At 40.2% G+C, this 22,330-nt stretch carries 20 protein-coding genes; 4 read left to right on the top strand and 16 right to left on the bottom strand.

The features are described 5' to 3' along the window. Positions 1–242: 242 nt before the first annotated feature. The 10 genes from JOD82_RS07460 to JOD82_RS07415 all read right to left on the bottom strand — a co-directional run bounded on the left by JOD82_RS07460 (position 243) and on the right by JOD82_RS07415 (position 10,711). The gene (locus JOD82_RS07460) at positions 243–1,661 is read right to left on the bottom strand and encodes a helix-turn-helix domain-containing protein (protein ID WP_208332492.1); all 1,419 of its coding nucleotides are present in this window, start codon (positions 1,659–1,661) and stop codon (positions 243–245) included. A 332-nt stretch (positions 1,662–1,993) separates the two neighbouring features. After that, positions 1,994–2,176, bottom strand: coding sequence for a hypothetical protein (locus JOD82_RS07455; RefSeq protein WP_069010248.1), 183 nt, complete (start codon positions 2,174–2,176; stop codon positions 1,994–1,996). Between the two features lie 390 nt (positions 2,177–2,566). Beyond that, complete coding sequence (locus tag JOD82_RS07450) at positions 2,567–3,451, bottom strand: PD40 domain-containing protein (RefSeq protein ID WP_069010249.1); 885 nt, start codon at positions 3,449–3,451, stop codon at positions 2,567–2,569. 46 nt (positions 3,452–3,497) lie between these two features. Next, a complete protein-coding gene (locus JOD82_RS07445) occupies positions 3,498–4,403 on the bottom strand; it encodes a copper amine oxidase N-terminal domain-containing protein (RefSeq protein ID WP_069010250.1) in 906 nt (301 codons plus the stop codon). A gap of 86 nt (positions 4,404–4,489) precedes the next feature. Then, positions 4,490–5,380 carry a copper amine oxidase N-terminal domain-containing protein gene (locus tag JOD82_RS07440; protein ID WP_208332490.1) on the bottom strand — a complete coding sequence of 297 codons (891 nt, stop codon included), beginning with the start codon at positions 5,378–5,380 and terminating at the stop codon, positions 4,490–4,492. Positions 5,381–6,353: 973 nt separating this feature from the next. Then, positions 6,354–7,235: a copper amine oxidase N-terminal domain-containing protein gene (locus tag JOD82_RS07435; protein WP_069012758.1), complete on the bottom strand. Its 882-nt coding sequence runs from the start codon at positions 7,233–7,235 to the stop codon at positions 6,354–6,356. A 122-nt stretch (positions 7,236–7,357) separates the two neighbouring features. Continuing rightward, positions 7,358–8,248 (bottom strand): copper amine oxidase N-terminal domain-containing protein, encoded by an 891-nt coding sequence (locus tag JOD82_RS07430; RefSeq protein WP_208332488.1) that lies wholly within the window; start codon positions 8,246–8,248, stop codon positions 7,358–7,360. 470 nt (positions 8,249–8,718) lie between these two features. Further along, positions 8,719–9,003: a hypothetical protein gene (locus tag JOD82_RS07425; protein ID WP_069011430.1), complete on the bottom strand. Its 285-nt coding sequence runs from the start codon at positions 9,001–9,003 to the stop codon at positions 8,719–8,721. A gap of 319 nt (positions 9,004–9,322) precedes the next feature. Beyond that, on the bottom strand, positions 9,323–9,637 hold the full coding sequence (locus JOD82_RS07420; protein ID WP_141695489.1) for a hypothetical protein: 315 nt from the start codon (positions 9,635–9,637) through the stop codon (positions 9,323–9,325). Positions 9,638–10,435: 798 nt separating this feature from the next. Next, the gene (locus tag JOD82_RS07415; RefSeq protein WP_176715718.1) at positions 10,436–10,711 is read right to left on the bottom strand and encodes a hypothetical protein; all 276 of its coding nucleotides are present in this window, start codon (positions 10,709–10,711) and stop codon (positions 10,436–10,438) included. A 137-nt stretch (positions 10,712–10,848) separates the two neighbouring features. Here JOD82_RS07415 and JOD82_RS07410 point away from each other — a divergent pair, with 137 nt between their 5' ends. Next, positions 10,849–11,022 carry a hypothetical protein gene (locus JOD82_RS07410; RefSeq protein WP_176715717.1) on the top strand — a complete coding sequence of 58 codons (174 nt, stop codon included), beginning with the start codon at positions 10,849–10,851 and terminating at the stop codon, positions 11,020–11,022. Between the two features lie 430 nt (positions 11,023–11,452). On the opposite strand, the gene JOD82_RS07405 is transcribed toward JOD82_RS07410, so the two are convergent. Both JOD82_RS07405 and JOD82_RS07400 read right to left on the bottom strand, forming a co-directional pair. Continuing rightward, positions 11,453–12,523, bottom strand: coding sequence for a hypothetical protein (locus tag JOD82_RS07405; protein ID WP_081317569.1), 1,071 nt, complete (start codon positions 12,521–12,523; stop codon positions 11,453–11,455). Then, the gene (locus JOD82_RS07400) at positions 12,513–13,088 is read right to left on the bottom strand and encodes a sigma-70 family RNA polymerase sigma factor (RefSeq protein ID WP_039273518.1); all 576 of its coding nucleotides are present in this window, start codon (positions 13,086–13,088) and stop codon (positions 12,513–12,515) included. The genes JOD82_RS07405 and JOD82_RS07400 overlap by 11 nt, the downstream gene beginning before the upstream one ends. Before the next feature lie 611 nt (positions 13,089–13,699). On the opposite strand from JOD82_RS07400, the gene JOD82_RS07395 reads away from it, so the two are divergent. Beyond that, positions 13,700–14,908 (top strand): helix-turn-helix domain-containing protein, encoded by a 1,209-nt coding sequence (locus JOD82_RS07395; protein WP_069011428.1) that lies wholly within the window; start codon positions 13,700–13,702, stop codon positions 14,906–14,908. A gap of 135 nt (positions 14,909–15,043) precedes the next feature. Here the strand turns inward: JOD82_RS07395 and JOD82_RS07390 are convergent, their stop codons facing one another. After that, positions 15,044–15,814: an SDR family NAD(P)-dependent oxidoreductase gene (locus tag JOD82_RS07390; RefSeq protein ID WP_069011427.1), complete on the bottom strand. Its 771-nt coding sequence runs from the start codon at positions 15,812–15,814 to the stop codon at positions 15,044–15,046. 817 nt (positions 15,815–16,631) lie between these two features. Between JOD82_RS07390 and JOD82_RS07385 the strand changes: the two genes are divergently transcribed. Then, positions 16,632–17,606, top strand: coding sequence for a stalk domain-containing protein (locus JOD82_RS07385; RefSeq protein ID WP_029517069.1), 975 nt, complete (start codon positions 16,632–16,634; stop codon positions 17,604–17,606). A gap of 452 nt (positions 17,607–18,058) precedes the next feature. On the opposite strand, the gene JOD82_RS07380 is transcribed toward JOD82_RS07385, so the two are convergent. Then, positions 18,059–18,244: a hypothetical protein gene (locus tag JOD82_RS07380; RefSeq protein WP_069011426.1), complete on the bottom strand. Its 186-nt coding sequence runs from the start codon at positions 18,242–18,244 to the stop codon at positions 18,059–18,061. Between the two features lie 654 nt (positions 18,245–18,898). On the opposite strand from JOD82_RS07380, the gene JOD82_RS07375 reads away from it, so the two are divergent. Next, a complete protein-coding gene (locus tag JOD82_RS07375; RefSeq protein ID WP_069011424.1) occupies positions 18,899–19,735 on the top strand; it encodes a copper amine oxidase N-terminal domain-containing protein in 837 nt (278 codons plus the stop codon). 679 nt (positions 19,736–20,414) lie between these two features. On the opposite strand, the gene JOD82_RS07370 is transcribed toward JOD82_RS07375, so the two are convergent. Together JOD82_RS07370 and JOD82_RS07365 are read right to left on the bottom strand one after the other, a co-directional pair. Continuing rightward, the gene (locus JOD82_RS07370) at positions 20,415–21,224 is read right to left on the bottom strand and encodes an SDR family oxidoreductase (protein WP_023988269.1); all 810 of its coding nucleotides are present in this window, start codon (positions 21,222–21,224) and stop codon (positions 20,415–20,417) included. 265 nt (positions 21,225–21,489) lie between these two features. Then, the gene (locus JOD82_RS07365) at positions 21,490–22,326 is read right to left on the bottom strand and encodes a hypothetical protein (protein ID WP_069011423.1); all 837 of its coding nucleotides are present in this window, start codon (positions 22,324–22,326) and stop codon (positions 21,490–21,492) included. Positions 22,327–22,330 lie beyond the last annotated feature (4 nt).

Genomic DNA, 22,330 nt, shown 5'->3' with positions numbered 1-22,330 from the left:
GCTTACCAAAAAAAAGTGCTTCTGGAATATTCCAGAGGCACTTTTTGTCGGTATATGTTTATTTTTAGTTGGTTTCAAGTTGTTCACAGGGTAGTTTCAATCAACAACACCACCCATTAACAAAAAAGTTTAGTGAATGTTAATTCTTATTTTACCTTTAAGCACCTCCAATAGTATCGTTAAGCTGAATAATATGGTGTTGGTTATAATCATGATTAGGTACAGCCACGATAAATAAAAAGCTAGCTGCGACGATCAGAAGAACCATTTTTCTTAACATTGTCTAACCACACCTTTTCAATGAAATTTAAAAACTGCGTCTTTGTTTCATGTGCTGCATTCATTCTGAAATGTAAGAATAATCCCATGCAGTTTATAAAATAAGTTTCATTATTTATTATATGTGACTTTAGCATTGCATACATCAAGTGTTTAAAACCATCGTTATACCTCCCTTGATGCAAATAGTAATAAGCTAACTCGTATCCAAGACGTGCAAACTGTTCTGGTATCACTTGTTGGGTATACATATCAGATGACGGATTGTGTTGGGCAAATAAGTCAATTTTCTTTTTAAACCTTCGAAGTATATGATCTACATCTATACTATACTGGTTTGCCGCCGACATAACATTCAACACTTTTGTAACCATTTCTTTTTCAGAAGCATCTGGCGATGCAGCAATATATTCAACATAATTGTTTAGTACACTTATATCTCCAGATAATAGTTTATAGGTGTAGATATTACCTTCTGCCCAATCTTGAAACTGTTTAATCCAATGCAGAGTATCCTCGTCAGTCTCTTTGACCCAATCTAAATTAGCATAGGCGTATGTATATTCTAATGCCTGCTCATAATCGCCTTTGGCCTCATATACACTGGCACACAGTAAATCAGAATATGTAATGTACACAAATAATGGACGGCTCAGCCTCTTTTCAATTTCCGCAGGCTTTCGTTTTTTCTGCTGATGCTCTAATGTATATTGGATTTCCGCTTTATCTCTCATTTTTCGAGCAGTCACATCAAGCCGATCCCATAAACGCAAAGAACGATACACATTCGCCAAATCTTTTAGCGCATCAAGTTGGTCTATTTCATCCAGGCGTTCCACGAAGGGTTCAAATAGCGTTGCTGCCTTGAGATTACGGCTTTGGTCGTCTCCAACTTGAATCGAGAATATACGATATTGGCAGGTGGCCAAGCGTTCAGAATGCTGATATTTCTCCACTTCTGCGACATTCTCATAGAGAGGCAGCGCAGCAGCATGTCGTCCCTGTTCAAATAATGCTTCTGCAACATCAAATAGCCTGGACGCATACAGCGGATTATCCATGATATGCCCTACCATTCGACGGATTGCATCCAGCTTGTCCAGTTCTGCACAACGATACAATAATGGCTCGATTCGCCTAAAATTCGGGGAAAGATCAATGATGTAATTTTCTATGTATAGGTCATAAAAATAGCCTTCTGGCAAATCCATAGCCACAGTAATTCGGTCCAGCTGCTGTACGGAAACAGGACGATGCTGAGTAATCCAATTACTAAGCGTTCTTTGATGTACCCCTGAATATTCGGCAAATTGACTCAACGTCATATCATTTTGTTTTAGATAATACTCAAACTCCGCTGAAATCGTAGGTGTATGCTTCAAGTCATAACCACCCTTCACATAAAAATTCCATTATTTTAAAAATCACCCTCTATTCTTCTCCATAATTAACCATCTGTCAATATATTATGCAACTAATGTTCATAACGAAAATTCAGCATAACTTACACATATTGAGACATATTGGACGAACGACATCCTGAAATGATTGGATGGTTCCAAGTAAAAGGTTTCACAATGTTGACATGACTATAGCATTTCCCTATGTGCATTCTCACCAGTAAATGATATAGAGATCCCATGCAGAAACTCTGTTGGACCTTTTAATTACATGAAAAATCCCCTGATGTTGATGCAATCAAGGGATACATAGGTCATTTCTCTCGCTTTGATAATGCAAAGTTGATTATTTCTCCAGTCACAATTCCTGTCAAAATTGCATAGATTCCCATAGCGCTCATCTTATACCCCAAAGCGTAAAATAAGCCTATACCTATTGCGTAGCTCAATAAAATCGCTGCATAACGCCTTAGAAACTTACTCATGAAAATGCTCATAAGCAACTCCCCGGTTAATTTTATACTTCAATTATTGTAAAAGTTTGGTATCAATTATCAACACAAATTCCGTAATTGTTTCTCCTAGCTGTGAATATCCTTCCGACCGCATTCTCTAACTTTGTGCCTCTTCATTCTAGACAGATTGCATTGCTGATATCGAGTATTTGCGCGTCATTGCGAACCACACATACTTTCGTCCCATGATCAGCGCGGCTAATTTCCATCACATATGCTTTTTTCAGCCCTTTGTTGACCACAAGCAATCATTAAATATTCAAAAGTAAATCTATAATGTTGATAGAGTGCATTAAAGTTGAAAAAAGTGGAGTTTAAAATTATGACTATATAGATGATACGGTTTCAAAATACTCTCTCTGTATATGTCAATCAAGATTTCGGTGTTAATTGAGATATCTTCTGCTCATCATTCTTAGTTAAAGAACCCTTCTTTAAAATTGATTTTTTTGTTTCTGAGTAAGTATAGAGTACTGCTTGTGGAGAATCGTCACCTTTACTCACAAAGTCAAAACTTTTCCCATCTTTATGCCAAACTATAGATGAAATCAATGTAAAGTCCTTATCGGACACATGCATATAGCTCTTACGCTCAACATTGTATAGTCCGATATAACTTGAACCTAGATCACCGATTCCAAACGCAATCTTTTTTCCATCAGGCGACCAGTTATAGGCATCAATCTTTTCGCTCCCGGCTCCGTCACTATTCATCTCAAACATGTTTACAATAGTTTGAGTCCCATCGGATAAATTAATTAAAATAAGTCTACTCCCCTCGTGATCGCTTACATGAAGAGCTACCTGGTTGCTTTTAGATAAGGAAAGTGAGTTAACTCTCAAAGGTCGTGGGTTGAGCTTAACGAGTTGCTCTCCACGCTTACCTTTTATTTTCATAGAATTCACAACTTCATTGGCTTCGGCGGCTTCTTCCCCTTTAGCGTTAGTTAATTTTGCTGTAAAAGTAACGTCTTTATTTTTCCATACAATCTGTTTCCCCGAAACTACAACCTTAGATTTGTCTTGGTTATTATCATACTGAGAATAATCTAAGGTATTCACCTTTTTAACAGTTGCTCTAGATGTTTCTACAGTTGCTTTTTCGTCTACTTTTTTTACACCTTCCTTTGTGCTGTTTACCCCGGTATTATTCACTTCGGTCTGAGGTAGTTGATGATTTGAGCTTGCCTTACCACTACACCCTGAAATCACTAACATCACTATCGCACCTACAGACATAATCTGCACGAATTTCATAGTTTCCTCCTTACAATACAATGTGTCGTTATCCCTGCGTTCCCTTTTATAGTTGTTCTTCTTCTGGAATAGAGAAAAACATTTGCTTCGCCTGATCTTCAGTCGCTTCCCCCAGACGAGTTTTTTTGCCAGCTTTATCAATAGTCCCGAACGTGGTGCCACCCGGAACGCTATAATTATAATAAACTACGCCCTTTTGGATCGTTGGCATTTTGCCGCTTTGTTCAACAATTTTGTTGGTGAGGAACGGCAGGCTTGCATTTTTAGCTTCCTGTTGCAGGTTCAGCCTTGCAGACCAGAGCAGTTCTACATGTGTGTCAATGATACGATAGTAATTCACACTGTCCATGTGTTGTTCAAAAAATTCACTGGATTGGTTTTTTGGGAAGTAGCGAATATAAGCCATACTATCCCCTTCTTTACCTGACAGTACATTAACTTTGGCAATACGTGGAAGACTGTATGCACCATGACGAGCTACAGAAATATCGCTAGATTGGATTTCTTTCAGCATCTCTTCTGTCGGCTTAGCTACGTAAACTGTACGATCTGGGGCATCCCAGTACACTTGAGAACCGGACGCATCTGCAATGAAACGCAGCGGTACCATAACACGACCATTTTTCATTGCAGAAGAGGTAGACAGCGTTACTTTTTTATCACCTACCATTGTCTCTTTTTTACCAGCCACCAGTGTTGATTTTGTTCCGTTATTATCTACAGTTACCGTTTTAGAAGTATTGTTCCAGTTGATCGTTACACCAGGAATCGATCTTATCATATTCAATGCTACTAATGTGGAACCATTCTGAACATAGGGGTCTACATCCCCTGGCATGGGTACGTTATTCACTTGCACAATAATGGACTTGGAGGCTGCTCCAGAAACACCGCTAGCAAGCATACTAAAAGATATTGTTGATGCAAAAGCCGCTTTGAAAAATGTATTCATAATTATATTCACCTCAATAGTGTCTTCTTGTCAGCATTTCAAACTAAATTGAGCTTAGTAGTATTAATACATCGATTCAGTATTAGCTAGTGTTTTCTCGTCTCATTAGGAATAGGTTGGATAATATCTGTATAGGATTTCGCCTTTGCAGTGAGATCTTTTTGTTGACCTTTATCATCTTTGTATACAGCTTTGATATTCCCATGCTCATCATTAAACATCAAGATATCAGTCACCCATCCGACGTAATTATAACTTGGTTTTTGGCCAGCACTAGACACAATATCAGACATACCATTTCCTTGCGTAAATTGCCAAACTGCTTTGGCTACTCCATTTTTAACTTCGACTACCGTATTACCAACTCTGTTTAAATACATATATCTGGATGAATCCCCTCTCGGGAAAACGTAAGTATAGCTTAGATTAGCCCCCGGTTTTTCTAGAGAAGAAAGCGATTTGTAAGAGAATTGAATCGGCAACGATATAGCAGCCTGACGGGCTGCTTGTAAATCTTCTGCCTGTAAGCTCTCTTGGTCTACCTTATAATTACCGTCTTGAATAAATAAAATAGACCGAATCTTCTCATAGTTTGCCTTGTAGCCAAAGTTCTCCGACACAAAACGAATAGGTACCAATATCCTTCCTTGAGTCATTTGGACAGGAACGTCTACCTGAACTGCTTGGTTATTTTTAAATGCTTCTTTTTTGTTGGCTGTCAGCTTAATTTGATCTGTGCCTTTTGTGATGAAAGCAGATTGACTTTTACTATCCCATTGATAGGTTACCCCCAGTGAAGCAAGCGTGCGTATAGGGACCAAAACACGCCCGTCCTTAATAATAGGTGAAACATCGGTTGCTATAAACTTCCCATTCACATTCACCGCGTTAACGGATATCGGATTGGCAGCATCAGCAATCGCCCAGGATTGAAACATAAGTACGAAGAAAAACACAAACACAATAACCTTTTTCAAGATAAATTACCTCCTTTTTCAATAAGCACCCTTACATAAGACGTATGAAATAATTCGAAAGTTTCTAATCTATACCAAAAAATTCATATGTTTTGAGATGATGAGCGAAATGTAGCGTTCATGGTGTTTTTTGCCCTCCCTAATCCCTTTTCAAGGTCCTTCATTCGCTCCGTGGGTCTTGCCACCTTAGAGCCAGTAGCAATGAGCCTGCTTCCCTGTCTTATCCTGCCTACTCTCCTGCTCACCGATCTGGAAGCCAGCCGCTTGCTACAGTATCCAGGCTGGTTCAAACCAGCCTTTAGGGTTACAACCGGCCATTAAAAAAGAACGCTCTTGGATTCCTCCAAAAACGCCTTTTCTAAACAATGACCTTTTCCGAAATTACTTTCCTTTACGAATTATGCTCATTTTTGTAAACTTGCACGCAAAAACTGTATAATAATTGTATAACTGTAAACTAGGTGAGGGGAGAGAACGATGCTAAAAAATCCTTATTATTTAACTTTTGTTCTTTTGGTATGGCTCATAGCTAGTCTAGTTTTGCGAATTTCATATAATTATCCGAACACTCTTTATAACTGGTTGTTAGCATCATTAATAATCCGTTTAATTGTACGCGCTATTCATGCAACATATCAGAAAAATGGGAAGACCAGTAGGATAACTGATTGGGTTGTAGAATTATTTATGCTTCTCATTTCATTCGGAGTTATCATATCCATATTTTCAACTAAAGACTTTTTATGGTCAGATCAATTAATTTTTCTGCTTGCAGAGCTATATTTACTTATTGGTGTGTGCGTTAATCTTATCAAAATCAGAAAAAAGGGGTGCTCCTAGATTTCTCTAGCCCCCTACTAATTGTTTTTTTTAGCCTATCGACTTCCTGAAGCTCGGATCAGAAAACTTAAAAGGAAAGCATAGATAAAGGACGTCCCTTATTGCTCAGAACGTCCAAAATGAAGTGAAAAATCTATTTTATTTGATCTTTCCTTACTTCGCCGGAAATAGGTACAATAATATCTGCTAATCCTGTAGTATTTTTAGGCAAAGCTTGCGTTACTGGCTTCTCGGTCCCCACTTTACCATATGTGACACTATGATCCACACGTTCTTGTAAAAAATAATATTGTGTTTTGTCTTCCGATGGACGCTTTCCTTTTTCTTTCATTTTCTTCCTCGAATCTTCTTCTACACCTTCCCAAACTATATGTTTAACATCATCCTTAATTTCATAGTAAGTATATAAATTCCCAACAACATAATAATATCTCAATGCTTCTCCTTCAGGAAAGATATACTGATAATAAACACCCTCCTCGGTATTATGAAGCGCATTTTCATCCTTAGAAGGAAGATTTACAGCGATTTTACGTGCCGCCACCAAATCCGTACCTTGATACAACTTCTTATATTTTTCTGCTTGGTCAGCACTCCGAATAATGACAGTATTTTTGTCCGCTTTCCATTTTACCTCTGCTTTAAAGGCTTCGCTGATGAAGCGCAATGGTACAACTACGCGATTCTTGTTTAATTGAGCAGGCACATCCAAAGTAAGTGTTTTTTCTCCATAAAAAGCTTCTTTTTTGCCGATCGTAAGTACAAGTTTTTCTTTTACCCCAGGAGCATTGACAGTCACCGTCTTCTTGTCCGCGTTCCAGACTAGATTAAGCTTTAGCGGCTTTAAGGAAGCTAAAGAAACCATAGTCCTTCCTGCAACGGAAACAGGTGGAGCATCTGAATTAGCGACCTCACTATTGATCACCAATTGAATGGATGGTGCAGCAGAAAGCGGAATAGCAAATGTTAAAAGCATACCTAAAGTAAGCATAGATGAAAGAAAGATTTTTTTCATACCCAACTAACCTCCAATAATTTGTAATTCACTAAAAATCCATTGCTGCTTATAATTTGAATTCATAAGCAAAATAAAGAACATCCCTTGCTAAGGACGTCCTTAATAAACTGGTTCAGTTACTATTGTTTTCTCGTCTCATTAGGAATAGGTTGGATAACATCTTTATAGGATTCAGCTTTTACAGTGAAATCTTTCTGTTGACCTTTATCATCTTTGTATATAATCTTGAAATTTCCATCTCTATCATTACCCATTGTAATGTCTGTTACCCATCCGACGTAATTATAACTTGGTCTTTGGCCAGCACTAGATACAATATCATCCAGACCATTTCCTTCTGTAAATTGCCAAACTGCTTTGGCTATTCCATTTTTTATTTCGACTACCGTGTGTCCAACATTGTTTGAATACATGTATCTGGACGAATCCCCTCTCGGGAAGGCGTAACCATAGTCTTTATTAGCACTGGGTTTTTCTAATGAAGAAAGCGATTTGAAGGAGGATTGAACCGGCAACGATATAGCAGCCTGACGAGCGGTTTGTAAATCTTCTGCCTGTAAGTTCTCTTGGTCTACCTTATAATTACCGTCTTGAATAAATAGAATAGACCGAAGCTTCTCATAGCTTGCCTTATAGCCAAAATTCTCCGACACAAAACGAATAGGAACTAATATCCTTCCCTGAGTTACTTGGACAGGAACATCTACCTGAACCGTTTTGTTATTTTTAAATGCTTCTTTTTTGTTGGCCGTCAACTTAATTTGATCTTTGCCTTTTGTGATGAGAGCAGATTGGCTTTTACTATCCCATTGATAGGTTACCCCCAGTGAAGCAAGCGTGCGTATAGGGACCAAAACACGCCCGTCCTTAATAATAGGTGAAACATCAGTTGCTATAAACTTTCCATTCACATTCACCGCGTTAACGGATATCGGATTGGCAGCATCAGCAATCGCCCAGGATTGAAACATAAGTACGAAGAAAAACACAAACACAATAACCTTTTTCAAGATAAATTACCTCCTTTTTCAATAAGCACCCTTACATAAGACGTATGAAATAATTCGAAAGTTTCTAATCTATACCAAAAAATTCATATGTTTTGAGATGATGAGCGAAATGTAGCGTTCATGGTGTTTTTTGCCCTCCCTAATCCCTTTTCAAGGTCCTTCGCTCCGTGGGTTGCGTTAAGCGAGCGCCAGGAAAGTAGAGCGCCTTGGCCGGACGCTTTCTCCCGGCGTAGGCGCTCTAGTTATCGGCGTGAGTAGCGGCCCAGCGGTGCGTACTGGCTCTTAGGTGGCCGCTCTTGCCGCCTTAGAGCCAGTAGCATGAGCCTGTTTCCCCCACTCTTGTCCTGCTCGCTCCCTTACTTGCCGATCAGCGAGTCTATTTTTTACAGATATCCCGGCTGGTTAAAACCAGCATTTAGGGTTTCAACAGGCTCATAAAAAAAGACTCTTCCGGTTTCACAGAAACGTCCTTAATAATCTTCAACCCACAAAGATACATATATAAATAATACGTAAGCTAAAAGGAAGAACCCAATCACACTAAAAAGGATAATCCAGATAAAACGTTTTTTTAATGGAGACAGGATTTCCCCGCATCGTCTTAGGATTCTCTGACGGGTAGGCAACAACTCATATTCTAATTTCTTTATAACATGTTCTGCTTCTTCCTCATCTCTAACTAAAAGTTCACTCCATAATTGCTCATAGCGTTCTTGAATTTCTTCTTTTTTAGAACTATTCTCTAGAAAAGCCATTTAGTACCTCCATAATAATCCATTTATGTATAAAAGATTTGAAAAATGTACAGCGCCATTTTCCGAAGTCTTCTATTTTCCAACCTTACACATTGCCCACGTAACATAAAGAAAAACACAGGTTCCTTTTTGTTGGACCCGTGTTTTATCGTTTATTAAATTAGTTGTGGTCGATGGATAAGGCCCCGCTTATGGTATTAGCACTGTTATATGTGATACCAAAGAAATAATTTTATTTTTATTTAAATTGTAAATGCGTACAAAAATGCGCTCACCTGTTTTAAAAGTGGAACTGGACACAGCGTTATTACTGCCTAATTCATATACAGTAATGGTATAGATTCCCTAATGTGGGTAATCCTCCATTCACAGTTCCTCTAATTTTAATTTCTCCTGAGCTGTTTGTAGGGAAATAGTAGTTAGTATAAATAGTGTCTCTTACACCTGAAAATTCAGCAATATAAGTACCTTGGCTGTTAATGTTCCAGAACAAGGTTGGGTACGTAATGCTGAATAACCCTAAGCTGCTTGAAGTGCTTATTTTCTTAGGATCAAGAGCAAACGTCTTATCTGTTGCTGGATCTAATATTTCGACTTTAGCATCACTCGTTGTTTCTATAACTGGTTTATTCATATTATCTACAATACCAATTTTATCTACCGCTTTTTCGTTACTTCCAGTTCCTACTGGCAGAACTTCGACAGAAGGAGTCGCCTGATCTTTAGTTATTTGCTAGCGGCAGGAACCGAAGCGGCGGATACAGAAGCACCTAAAGCAGCAACCATTGTAAGTGTAGCAAGCATAGTAAACCATGTTTTCTACATTTGTAATTCCCTCCATCCTTTAATTTTTATTCTATTGATGTATAATCTTTGTATGCAAATAGTTACTAATCTTTTTTTGTAATTTACAACTATTTTTTTATATTTTTCGGAATATCCATGTTAATTATACAGGTAACTTGATATTTTTTCCAACATACTCAATTAATCAATAGCGAATATACCGGAATTGAATATATAGCACTTGTTTTTGTTAAATGCGCAATTTAGGAAGATTCACCTTCCCCATGACAACTTGATTTTTCAACAATTATAATCTCGTATATTTTTTCAGGGGGGAATTTACATGGGCTTTTTGATCTTCGTACCACAGTTTCTAATCCAGGTGTTTACCATAGTCGTCGCTTTAGTGATATACGATAGATTTTTCAAAAGAAGATAATCAATCAGTAACATAGTAGAATACATAATCACGTAAAAAAGAGCGATTTTTATCGTTCTTTAACATTCATTTATATGTATTCAGTTGATTATCCTGTCCGTCGCTCCCTGATCTCATCAGAAAAGTTATGTACCAGCTTCCCTTGGTATATCAACGTTTTTAACTGATTATGTGATAATGAGGGGATATTTCGCACCCATGTTTCGTTTATCGCGTTTTACTTAACAGTATCAAGCCCCCATACACTTTAGCTGTGACGAAGTTTACTGCCTGGCTAGCAGGGTCCACAGCCCAAAATACATCAAAGTAACCCCCTCTGCTATTATCCGCATAAACAATGGTAGCACCTTTTACAGTGCTTACTCCCCAACCTGGTATACCCAAAAACGAAAAAATACCGGTAAAGGTTCCTCCGGATATTGCGAATTCTCCCTGTACTTCATTTGGCGTTGCTACTGTACTGCTGATAACAAGCATTAGCATAACGGATGCCATCCAGGCTGATACAAATTCCTCATTTTACCACCTACCACCTAATAATATGATATAATTGTAACAACAATACATAGAGTACATATATATCACTATTGGCACACTTTTTTTAGAAGGAGTTTTCAATTTTGAAGAATATCGCAACAATCTTGGTCGTTGGATTTTTTACTGGAATATTGACTATATATATACTTAATGGAAAGGTAGAACTAAATGGTTTATTAGTTTGCTTTTTAAGCGCAGGTATAGTAGCACTAGGCTTCTTGGCTGTACATTTAATAAAAAAGTGCGTAAAAAAATGAACACACTCTAAAATGAGTCCGGATCTCATGGACTCATTTTCATTCACACACTACAGCGTTATCGCATATTGTTTTAGCTGGCATATGTATAAAACCCAACATTTTGTGCACATGTCTGCCCCTCCCACGATCGCAAAAACGGCCGTTTTCGGCCTTATCCTTCGGCGGCTCATGGACGTTTACTTCTCCAAAAGCTTCAGCACGTTGTCCCAATCACTCGGCAGTCGGATTTTTGCCTATTCTGCCGGCATTTCTTCGTCTTCAAATTGACTCAAAATGAACTTTCCCTTCTGTATCAATGATGACCATAAACAACCAACCCATGCCCTATTTTTTGACTGTAAAGAAGCCATTATTGCATTTCGAATGCAATGTAAGAATATCTAAAAAATAAAATACAGGCGCCATTTCTGGCGCCTGTATTGTCTTCCTACCAAGGCGTTTCCGTTTTGTGTTCAATCACTTTCAATACTTTGGGTTCCAGAATCCGTTTCAATAGTTCCAGCGTACGATCGTCATCAGTAGCTGCACCATGCGGATCGGCTTGGATTTGTTTTTTTGCCTGCGTACTTGCGATTACGTCCATGACTTGTTGTTTGGAAATCTTTTTAGATGCTGCGATCTCGACGACAGATGCCCCCTTTGCCAATTCTTGTTTCAAGTCTGCTGGACTCATGTGAAGTAAAGAAAAGAGCTCTTCATCGTTTAAAAAGGCATCCGCAGTATAGTCAGGCTTGCCGTTAGTCATGAAAAAGCCTTCCACGGATGGAGCAGGGCCGCCTCCGATCAGAGAAACGCTGATCGTATTCCCTTGAACGAATGCCTGATAAAACGGCGTTGTTGATCCCTTTTCGGTGTAGTTCAATATAAATGTTTTTTGGTCCGGGTTCTGCATCGGCTCCATGTTACATTCGTACTTACTGGAGCTGCCGTACAGTTTGTTAATGAGGTCATCTACTTTCGATTTGATTTCTTGATCGGTTAAGGAGATGACCGGCTTCTCCTGAGGCTCCCAATTCTCTTGGTTCACTTGTTCGATTTCACCCGTGATACCGTTCAAATCAAGTCGGACCTTTTTGCCGTGAGCTCCCTTTTCCTGCAGCACGATGCTTGTTTGAATGGCTTTCCCCTGACTTGTATTCGCGGGGTCTCCTCCAATCTGGCTGGCGTCGATAATTTCAAACGACTTGGTTTCCGGATAAGAGCGATACAACTTTTCAAGCGCTGCTTGGCCAACCGCATCCATCTTGACTTGTTGGGCTGTCATCGGTGTCCTCGTAATCATTTCAATCAGGGGAGGGGCCGCGAATGCCGCGGTTGGAATCATAATTACTGCAGCAACAATGCCGCCGATCAATCGTTTTTTCATCGTTTTTTTGCTCCTTTGCCGTTGTACGTATTGAGAATAGGATTGTTCGATTCGTTTGGAAACAGCCGGGGGACATTCCATGGTCTCTGCCTCTTGGTGCAGGTACTCGCTGACTTGACTTTCAATAGGCATTGTTCTTTTCCATCCTTTCCAACGGGAGATTTCCCAATTGTTTTCGAAGCGACTGCAGGCCGGCATGATATCTGGACTTGACTGTACCCAGCGGAATATCGAGTAATGTCGCAATCTCCTCCAGCGTATAATCGTGATAAAAGCGGAGGATGATCACCGTTCGCTGTTTATCGGTCAGCTTGTGCATGGCCCTCGATATCTCGGGGTCTGTCCCATCCGTCCTCAACGTGGGCTGATCCCAATGATACTCTTCCCGAGAAAAGACACGGATGCGTTCGAAAATTCGGAATCTCCTCCAGCTTTTCACCCGGAATCTTTGCACTTGTCGGATGACCAAGCCGTGCAGCCAGAAGTGGAAAGGACGATTCGGATCGTAGTTGGGAAGCGAGGTCCACATTTGCATGTAGATCTCATTCATAATATCTTCGCGATCCTGCGGATGATCCACCAGAAAAGAGACGGTCCGGTAGACATCCTTGTAGGTGGCATCATACAACGTATGAAACGCCTGCTGATCTCCTTCGATCATTTTTGTGAGCACGTGGTACATAGATTCACTTTGCATTCAGAGGGCCCTCCTGAGTAAGCAGCTTACACCCTATATTGTCGCTCGATGGAAAAAAGGTTCGGTTTTTTATGTTTTCGGTTGGGAGCCTATGGATTGTAAGAAGGCGAGCAGCGGCATGAAAGCGTGGAAGACATGTTGTTCTTCCGTCAGACTGCACGGTGAGCTCAAGGAATTAGGCCTTTGCAGGAGCTATCTGATCAAACCCAATAAAGATGAGTTCTGAACAATAAAGTTGAGTTCTAACTGAAAAAAATACAATAAAGTTGTGTTCTCAAAATTAAAGAGACCCGACGGTAGGTTACATCATAAGAACTCTTTTAGAGCAATAAGGGTAATTGATAATTAATTCAAAACTCAATATTATTGTATATGCTCGAATGAAAATGATGATTTTGTGAGACCAAGAACTCTACTTTATTGTCCATAGAGGGTTACAGAAGAAAACACCATTTTTTTTTACTCTAGGATCTCCAAAAGAAAAAGTGATCGATGTTATGGGTACTTCAACGTCAATCATAGAAACTCATGGTCTATAGCAATAATGAGGTTATACTATAAATCTTAGTTATTGACTGACAGGTTACTTAATCAATTTAGGAGTGGCAATAATGGTGAAACAAAACTTAGAATATATCTCTCAATTGATCTATGACACATACAATATTCCTCTTTTTATTTTCAAGAATAAAAGTCATCGTATTACTAGAAGTGGAAAACAGCTAAGACATCCTCTTTTTGATTCAATAGAAACATTTATAAACAGGCTCATTCAACCTGGCGATCAACAAAACGTTCCTTTGATTAGAATAACAAACTATCTAGAAACGCTCATTGTATTTCATTCATCTTCCACAGAAACGATAATAATCGGACCTTTCACTTCCTTTGAGGTTACCGAGAACACCGTAAATGGTATTATGCATGATCATCAAATATCCTCTAGTTATCAGCAAGAGTTATGCCATTATTACAGTCAATTAGAGCTGTTAAACCAAAAACAAATTGTATCGCTTTGTTCACTCACGTATTTTTTAATCTACCAAGAGCCTATGGATGAAGAAATAGTGAGATCTCAATTAATGAATTTTAACGAAATTGAACCCACTCATATTGAACAAGCAATACGGCATCTTCGTCTGGAAACGTCTTTTCATTTAGACCATAAAACTGAGCAGAAAATATGGCAATATGTGAAAGAAGGCAAGAAGGAAAAGCTGTTACAGCATTTAGAATCAATTGAAATGGAGGGATTGAGTCAACTTTCGAAAAAAAGCCACCTTCGTAACATTAAAAATCAAATCATCATTTATATTGCACTTGCGACGAGGGCAGCTATTGAAGGCGGTCTTTATCCTGAAATTGCCTATACAATGAGCGATATTAGCATTCAAAAAGTTGAAGAAACGTTTGACCTACAAAAAGTTTTATTAATTGGTGATAACTTATTATTTTCATTAGTTGACCGTATGAATGAAAATAGGGAAAGTGCACATTCTAAGGCTGTGAATACTTGTAAAAACTATATATTCAATCATATATTTGAACAAATTTCGATAAAGGATTTAGCAGACCTCGTCCATTTAAATCCAGTTTATTTATCGCAGCTCTTTAAAAAAGAAACAAACAAACATATTGGAAAATATATCCAAGAAGAAAAAATAAAAGAGGCACAAAAATTATTGATCCAAACGGACTATTCTGTAGCCGACATTTGTATGTTGCTTCATTTCAATAACCAAAGCCACTTTTCAAGCCTATTTAAAAAATTTACGGGTGTAACACCAAATCAGTACCGAAAAAATATACTCAATCATTAATTGATTGTTCACGAAAAAAACTGCTAATCCATGCAGATTAGCAGTTTTTTCTTATTAGATGCGTCTATCTCTCTATTAACCTATACCTATTAATAGCATAGATCGCAATATGCACCATCTATTTCATTTAAGGTATTAAGCGTTAATAATGACACCGCCATCTACATTGATTGTTTGTCCCGTAATGTGTCTAGAGTCTTCACTCGCTAAAAACAGTACGACAGGTGCAATATCCTCGTAAGGCGTGCCAAACCTTCTTATAGCAGTTTGTGAGAAACCTAAATAAAGTGGATCTCGTTGGCCTTCAGGCATTTGGTCCAAATATGCTTGAATCGCATCTGTAATGGCACCTGGGTTTACGACATTTACATTAATATTGTCAGGTCCCCATTCACGCGCAGCTACTCTCGAAAGACCACGAATTGCTTCTTTAATCGCTGCATATGCTGCATAGCCTTCTTGTCCTTCATTCCCACTTCCAGAGCCAAAGTTAATGATTTTACCACCATTTTCTTTCAGGTATGGATAGCAAAGTTTCATAAAGTCCCATGTTGTAACAAGACCCGTCTGGTAGCTTCGTTCTAGAGTCTCCCGCGTATGATCTAAGAACGAATGAGGTGGCTCAATCGCCATCGCTAAATTTACTAAAATATCTACAGTTTGATATTGTGCAACCGTATCGGAAATAAATGCTGTTGACTCTTTAAGATCAGTAGCATCAAATGCTTTTGCAAATACATCTGCACCTTTGCTTTTACATAATTCAGTAGTTTCGTTAAGCCCTTCTGCATTGATATCACATAATGCCAGTTTAGCACCTTCTTCTGCAAAACGAAGTGCAATATATTTACCTAATCCGCCACCTGCCCCAGTAATAACAGCAACTTTTCCAACTATTTTGTTCATAATGTCTTCTCCTTCTTTGCTAACAATTGCTTTAAAATCGATGAAGTAGCCTGTTAGTCAATAACAAAGATTTGTAGTACGGTTTCATTTTAAGCAAATTTTTTAGTGTAAAATATGCATTTTTAAAGATTTTTATAAGGATTTATAGGATGTTTACTTTTTGTTATTTCAAAATATTTAATTTATTTTATCAGGGTTACGTAAGACAATTGAAAGTGCAATTCGTAATGGAAAAGTAAAATCCAGTTTGGAAACAATCAATAATACTCCTGTTTTTAAAATCTTATTTTTGTGCTTAACGATGTAAATGCAATACCTAGAGTCATCCCTTATACCACAATCGGGCGCATTTGTGGAGTAACGCAGGATGAGTACTATTTTTTCTAATGAATAAATTTAAAATTATGGAATTTAGTACACAACTTTATTGTATGTACACACTATCAGCACCAAATATTAAGTTGGCTATAATTTTGTATATAAATCTGTTTGAGTGTAATGGACATGGCCGCAACCAATTTTAGAACTGAAAAATTACTAAAGGAGCTGGAGGCTCTTTTCCAAAATTGATTGAGTCACTTGCAGAGTAAATGGGATCAGAACACCAGACCACTTCAACCTTGAAGTGGTCTTTTTTATATAGAGAATAAGCTCTACAGGAATGTTTAGCGCAACAAGGCAGCTGATCCATGAGTCTGTGGTCAGCCAATCTATGGATGGAAACTTTTTCAAGTTCACCCGCGTCTAACATACGAATAAAGATTGCTGGTATGCATTCGGAAAGAACGCTGCCGTCATGAGAACAGGAGTGGATACTATGAAAAAGCTTCTATGCACATTCGCCGTCATCGGTGCATTATCCGTCGGTACAACCGCATTCGCCACCGTGGATATTGGCATTACGGTGAGGAGCAAGCCGATCGCGACCGACAGTCCCCCCATCTACGATCAGGGACGGGTGCTCGTGCCGATCCGAGCTGTCTCCGAAGCACTGGGCGCTGCCGTCGATTGGGATGCGAAAACGGACACCGTGGTCGTCCGAAAATGGTCGCAGACGATTAAGCTGACCGTCGGGAAGAAGACGGCCGCGACCGAGACGTTTGGGAATAACTCGTCCTCGTCGGGTCCGATTTCGCTCGACGTGCCAGCGAAGGCCGTCCATAATCGCGTCTACGTGCCTCTGCGCTTCGTCTCCGAGCAGTACGGCTACAAGGTGGAATGGAAAAACAACACTGTCGCCATCGAGTCGCCACTCTCCGATAAGCAGCGGGACGCGCTCTATACCGGCGATCTGGCCGCAAGCAGGAATCTGGTCATGGAAGCGATGTTCTCTGGAACCCATTACGAGCATACGCCACTGCGGACGCTCCACGAATCCGAGGATTACAGCACCGCCTTCCTCTTTCCCGAAGGAGAGGCACTCCGCTTCTTCACCATCGAGGGCAATGAGACGGCGACCTATTACGAATACAAGGACGATTTCCTTGTCGCGACATGGCAGGCCCATTTTGACGGAAGCATTGGAGATAGCTTTCAACTGCTGCTGGAGGAAAAGCTGAAGGACCGTACGGGTCCGACGCCGAAAATCGACAAGCCGCTGGTATTCTATAGCAGAGGCATTGCCGGAGATTCCAGCACCGAGGAAAGCGGCCTGATCGGACTGGACGGGAAGGTCACCCGGATCGGCTTCGAGCATACAGTCGGCGGTTCCGTGACCGACTCGTCTGGAAAGCTAACCGTGACGCAGCCGGACGAGGTGCGCAAGGAGGTCGTTCCCATCCCGCAAAATTAACAGCCTCAACGGATGTTCAAGTCTATTGCTTCTATCAGGAGGCGCCAGTAGGCAAAAAGGGATGGGATAAGATTATAAGTTCTTGTCCTTTTCGGGTACCGATTCATGTCTTGGGAAAGAACATGTATCACGATAAAAACAAAAATCCGCGAAATCCGCGAACCCGATACGTAATATGTTCTTTTCCTCCGACACATCCGTCAGGAGCATCGGAGAATTAACTGAATAGACCAGTGAATCTTGGCGTTTAACATGATTTTTTCGGATAAAAAATAAGTTGGGGCTACCGTGTGGCGCAGCCTCTTCGAAGTTAAACTAACGTTCTCCGTTAGCTTAGTCTTTTCTCAGGTTTTGAACAGGTTGTCCCCGTACTATGAATTTCTTAACATCTGTAGACTGGAATTGCTTAATAAAGCGGGTATTATCTCGTGAACGCGCACCGGATTTTGATGTTAGTCTTGTCTCTGCTCAATGCTCAAAAGGTCGACAATAGACTTGACATAGGAACGGGCGAGTCCACTTGTCATCGAGATGTGAACACCACCTGTTCCAAGCTTCTCTAAGAAGCCTTCGTTCATGACGACGCTTTCGACAGATGCATCATCCCATAAAATGGTTGCAACAATTCCCCTGCTCATTACTGTCTCAACCGGCCGGGACGCCAGCTGTGCGCCCTGAGCAACTAGGAAAAAATTAATGCTACTCTCTTACCTTGAACCAGCGCTCGAAGCGTTCGATGTTGGCCTGTAAATCAGCGCGGAATTGCTGTAACCCACCGATCTTCTGGTCAGCCTCTGCGAGATGCTACCGCAGGATAGAGAGGACTTTCTGCTTAGGTTGTACTCCACTAGGGTCAATGAAATAGAGATCAATAACGTCCCTTATTTCTTCCAGGCTGGCGGTTGATGTTGGTTTGCAGCATAGTACAGAATGTAATGACTGGGCTCCTTTCATGCTCATTGAAGGTGTAAAAGAGCCTTATACTTTTAAGCCACGCTTTGAGCCTGATCAAGAAGTACAAATGAAATTTTATGTCCCTTCTGACTACAAGATCGACAAGACTATAATGACGGATCATACATTAGAAGAGTTCGTTGGGCTACATCCTACATTGGTAAAGATTCAGAAGATAATATTCCTTGGCGAAACAGTCAAACCTATGATTATTGTTCTATGCCACGGAGTAAAGTTGTAGTGGATTACGTACATGGAGGAGAGGAAACAGATAATATATTTTTAGATTGAATTCCATGAGGGGCTGCTAGCCCCTCTCTTTTAAGGAGGATATTTTTATGGGAAAGATGTTGTTCAGAATTATGCTTATAGGTGCATTGTTTCTTTGTTTTTCTCTACCCTATATAGGAAAAATGTCAGCTCAGAGTATAACTCCAAACACTCCATTTTTGAAGATTAACAATTACTATGTCTTGTTCACAGCCCCCAAAGCACCTTATATTGATCAGAATAATCGCTATATGGTACCTTTGAGATCCATAAATGATTTGTTGGGAGGACAGACTACGTTTAACCCAACTTCTAATACGGCTACAATTAAGTTTGGAACACACAAGGTTGAGTTTAAAATGAACTCCACTGAGATTGTTACCGACTCGAGCTCGTCCGTGATGGATACCGTCCCTGTGCTTTATAAAAATGCGATGTTTGTCCCTTTAGGGGTACTTACTAAGCACTTAGACATACACCAGGAATGGGATCAGCAAAATAAACTGTATTCCCTCTCTGGGAAAGAATTAATGAAGACACCTTTGATGGAGAATGTAGAAGATTTGGATCATTTTAGAGAACAAGTGGATAATGAAAATGCATTCCAGTTGTTATCGTACAAATTGACCATGGGAGAAAAAATTCATCTGGCCATTACAGCTAAGAATATGACAGGGAAAAAGATTAGTGAGGGCATTGAAGATTTAAATACCACTTTTATTTTTTCTGACAATAGCACGGCCGGGGAAAATAGAAATCGTAAAAGGCCCAGTATAGATAAGGATGAAATTGTAACTCGCGAAGATGACATAGATTATGTGAAAACAATAGAGAATAATAAAATTATCAAACATGAACTGTCGTATATTCTCTTTAAGGGCAGAACTCTAAAGACTCACAAGTAAAAAAGTACTTTTACTTGTAGAGTGGAATGGGTCAATAGTAAAGCTGATCCTAGAAAGGATCAGCTTTACTATTAAATATTAGATTTGTGAGTTTCAAATTCCTTACGTTCATAAAAATACCCCAACCTACTCCATTGTCAATTAGGGACAAACTTGATAAATAGTGATTGCTTTCTCCGTTCCGAACGGCGTTTTACTTGACTGATTATTTATGTATTAGAAAGTTTATCAAGAGTATGTCTATATTTTCGACTGCCTTCTTTATTCTGGGGTGTTATCATGACGATCATCATTTTTATTCATATAATCCTCCTCGTGCAAATCTTCGTTTATAAAATAAAAATGCTGACTGTACTGAACCACGACTTGTTCTAAACCAAACCTTTTACCAGCCAACAAATTCGCAATCCACGCACTCATATAGAGTGCGACGACAGCGAAAATGAAGGAATTAATACCCTAATGATATCAATTCCATGCATTTCCGAAAAAAACGATGCCAAAAAAGCTTGAATCGACTATTGACTTCTAACGAAGAAAGCTAATTTAAAACCATTTCGACAAATTTCGAGGTGCGAAAGATCCAGGGTTTTTATGTGAGCTTCACATTTGCACCGTAACCAAGACATACACTCAGGATACCACAAAACATTTCTCTGTCCCAGACAATGCTCTATTTCTAAAACAATAACGACTCTGCCCCGTCAATGACAATTTGTGCGCCAGTAATGTGACGCGAATGATCTGAGGCCAAAAATGTTACCAAATCAGCTACCTGCTCGGGTTGACCCGGTCCATCTGCCAACGGTTGCCCTCCTTCAGGAAACTTGACGGGGATGGTAATTTGCTTTAACCCTTCCGACTTCTCCGTGGTTTCATCAATATTCGTCGAAATGGCACCCGGATAGATGACATTGACACGAATACGAAACTTAGCCAGCTCCAGTGCAGCCATTTTAGCAAAACCAGTTTGACCCGCCTTCGATGTGCTGTAGGCTGACATCCCAAAGCTGGTAAAGCGCTGATTTCCATTAATGGAACTGGTAATAATAATGCTGCCGCCACCGTTCTTTTTCAAATGTGGAATTGTATACTTCACCGTCAGGAAGGTACCGTCCAGATTCGTGGACAATGTTTGCCGCCAATCCTCAATGCTCAGATCCTCGATCGGTCCGACGACTCCGTTAATCCCCGCATTAGCAAAAATGATATGCAGACCGCCAAATAATTCAACCGCTTCCAGAACTGCTTTTTCCACACGCACCGGATCGGCAATGTCCACGTCAAATGCCCGCGCTGACCCTTCACGTATAGCATTAATTTCTCTTTCTGTCTCCAAAATACGCTCATTACTTACGTCAAAAAGAGCGACATTCGCTCCTTCTCTAGCCATTTGAATGGCCGTTGCCTTGCCAATGCCAGAACCAGCCCCCGTGATCAGAGCCGTTTTTCCTTCAAAGCGTGCGCCTCCTGCATATGTGTAGCTCATATGTATCGCTCCCTTTCAGTAATCTGTATAATCACAAGATTACCCAAAAGGATATACTTTATAATCACCATTTTTGCGCATTTTTTGCTATTCCTTTGCGATATTTAAGAAAAGTACGAATATTACGCGCATTAGCGCGTCTTTCCTTCTCCTCCTCGTTACATTCTATAAATATCTTAACGAATCGTAATGTTCTATGTATTCATCAAAAAAAGGACGTATACATCCATATCCATGGTTGTATAACGTCCTTTTGCTTATTCATTTACCACTGCAGCTCAATAAATGCAGCATCATCATCAAGTCCCCCGGTGTGGGATGCATCCAGCAATACCTGTATCTGCTCATCAGGGACAGGCTCGCGAATGGGGTCCAAATCGGATAAACCGTCCGTATATACCTGTAATCTCATCGGCATATCTGCGGATATGCTTCTTTCATACCAATGAGGCTTCCCTCCAATCGGCCCACGGCTTGTAGACCAGCGCTCCGCTGTAGAGAAGGTATGATCGAACAGCTCGCTGATTTCTTCGGCACCGTTCCATAGTCGCAAACGTGAATCCCCTTGCCAGGCAAGTCGGAGACGGCCACGGCTGCCACGCTTCGGCAGTTCGATTTTACCGCAAATATACATGGACTGGCTACCTTGACGACGTTTATCTTCCAATACCGAACGCATTAGGCCTGATTCGTGATCCAAAGGCTGCCGATCCAGTTCCTCTGCCGCTGTACCTGCCAAACGTTCAAGGTACACTCTCAATTGATCAGCAGACAGATCTTGTCCCCGTTCCATCCAATCCAGTAAAGAAGAACCCAGATAGCGGGCCGCAAAATCTCCTCGGTAACTGAGCCCGACACCATCACACAAGACAAAACAACAGACGGATTTATGAATACGTACTGCGGCGAAATCCTGTCCGCTTTCTCCCATACTGGCAGATTCGGCAGACCTTCCATAGCCATAACGACACATAAAACGACTGTGATGAGATGATAAAGGCTGATCGCCTGTCTGAGAGCTTATGTAAGCAAATTGCTGAGTCAGCCTTGCATTCATTCCCTTTTTTTTGCTCGCGGGGAGCAGGGACAGCGGTGGATTCATGCTT

The sequence above is a fragment of the Paenibacillus sp. 1182 genome (genome assembly GCF_017833915.1).
GTDB lineage: Bacteria > Bacillota > Bacilli > Paenibacillales > Paenibacillaceae > Paenibacillus > Paenibacillus polymyxa_D.
Note: the sequence above shows the minus strand (reverse complement) of the source record. Positions and strands in the feature narration are given on the sequence as shown.

Bases quoted from the DNA above. Each gene is read 5' to 3' on its own strand.
- JOD82_RS07455 (WP_069010248.1), bottom strand. From the start codon at position 2,176: ATGAGCATTTTCATGAGTAAGTTTCTAAGGCGTTATGCAGCGATTTTA.
- JOD82_RS07450 (WP_069010249.1), bottom strand. From the start codon at position 3,451: ATGAAATTCGTGCAGATTATGTCTGTAGGTGCGATAGTGATGTTAGTG.
- JOD82_RS07445 (WP_069010250.1), bottom strand. From the start codon at position 4,403: ATGAATACATTTTTCAAAGCGGCTTTTGCATCAACAATATCTTTTAGT.
- JOD82_RS07435 (WP_069012758.1), bottom strand. From the start codon at position 7,235: ATGAAAAAAATCTTTCTTTCATCTATGCTTACTTTAGGTATGCTTTTA.
- JOD82_RS07425 (WP_069011430.1), bottom strand. From the start codon at position 9,003: ATGGCTTTTCTAGAGAATAGTTCTAAAAAAGAAGAAATTCAAGAACGC.
- JOD82_RS07420 (WP_141695489.1), bottom strand. From the start codon at position 9,637: ATGAATAAACCAGTTATAGAAACAACGAGTGATGCTAAAGTCGAAATA.
- JOD82_RS07415 (WP_176715718.1), bottom strand. From the start codon at position 10,711: ATGCTAATGCTTGTTATCAGCAGTACAGTAGCAACGCCAAATGAAGTA.
- JOD82_RS07405 (WP_081317569.1), bottom strand. From the start codon at position 12,523: ATGCCTATTGAAAGTCAAGTCAGCGAGTACCTGCACCAAGAGGCAGAG.
- JOD82_RS07400 (WP_039273518.1), bottom strand. From the start codon at position 13,088: ATGCAAAGTGAATCTATGTACCACGTGCTCACAAAAATGATCGAAGGA.
- JOD82_RS07395 (WP_069011428.1), top strand. From the start codon at position 13,700: ATGGTGAAACAAAACTTAGAATATATCTCTCAATTGATCTATGACACA.
- JOD82_RS07390 (WP_069011427.1), bottom strand. From the start codon at position 15,814: ATGAACAAAATAGTTGGAAAAGTTGCTGTTATTACTGGGGCAGGTGGC.
- JOD82_RS07385 (WP_029517069.1), top strand. From the start codon at position 16,632: ATGAAAAAGCTTCTATGCACATTCGCCGTCATCGGTGCATTATCCGTC.
- JOD82_RS07380 (WP_069011426.1), bottom strand. From the start codon at position 18,244: ATGAGCAGGGGAATTGTTGCAACCATTTTATGGGATGATGCATCTGTC.
- JOD82_RS07375 (WP_069011424.1), top strand. From the start codon at position 18,899: ATGGGAAAGATGTTGTTCAGAATTATGCTTATAGGTGCATTGTTTCTT.
- JOD82_RS07370 (WP_023988269.1), bottom strand. From the start codon at position 21,224: ATGAGCTACACATATGCAGGAGGCGCACGCTTTGAAGGAAAAACGGCT.
- JOD82_RS07365 (WP_069011423.1), bottom strand. From the start codon at position 22,326: ATGAATCCACCGCTGTCCCTGCTCCCCGCGAGCAAAAAAAAGGGAATG.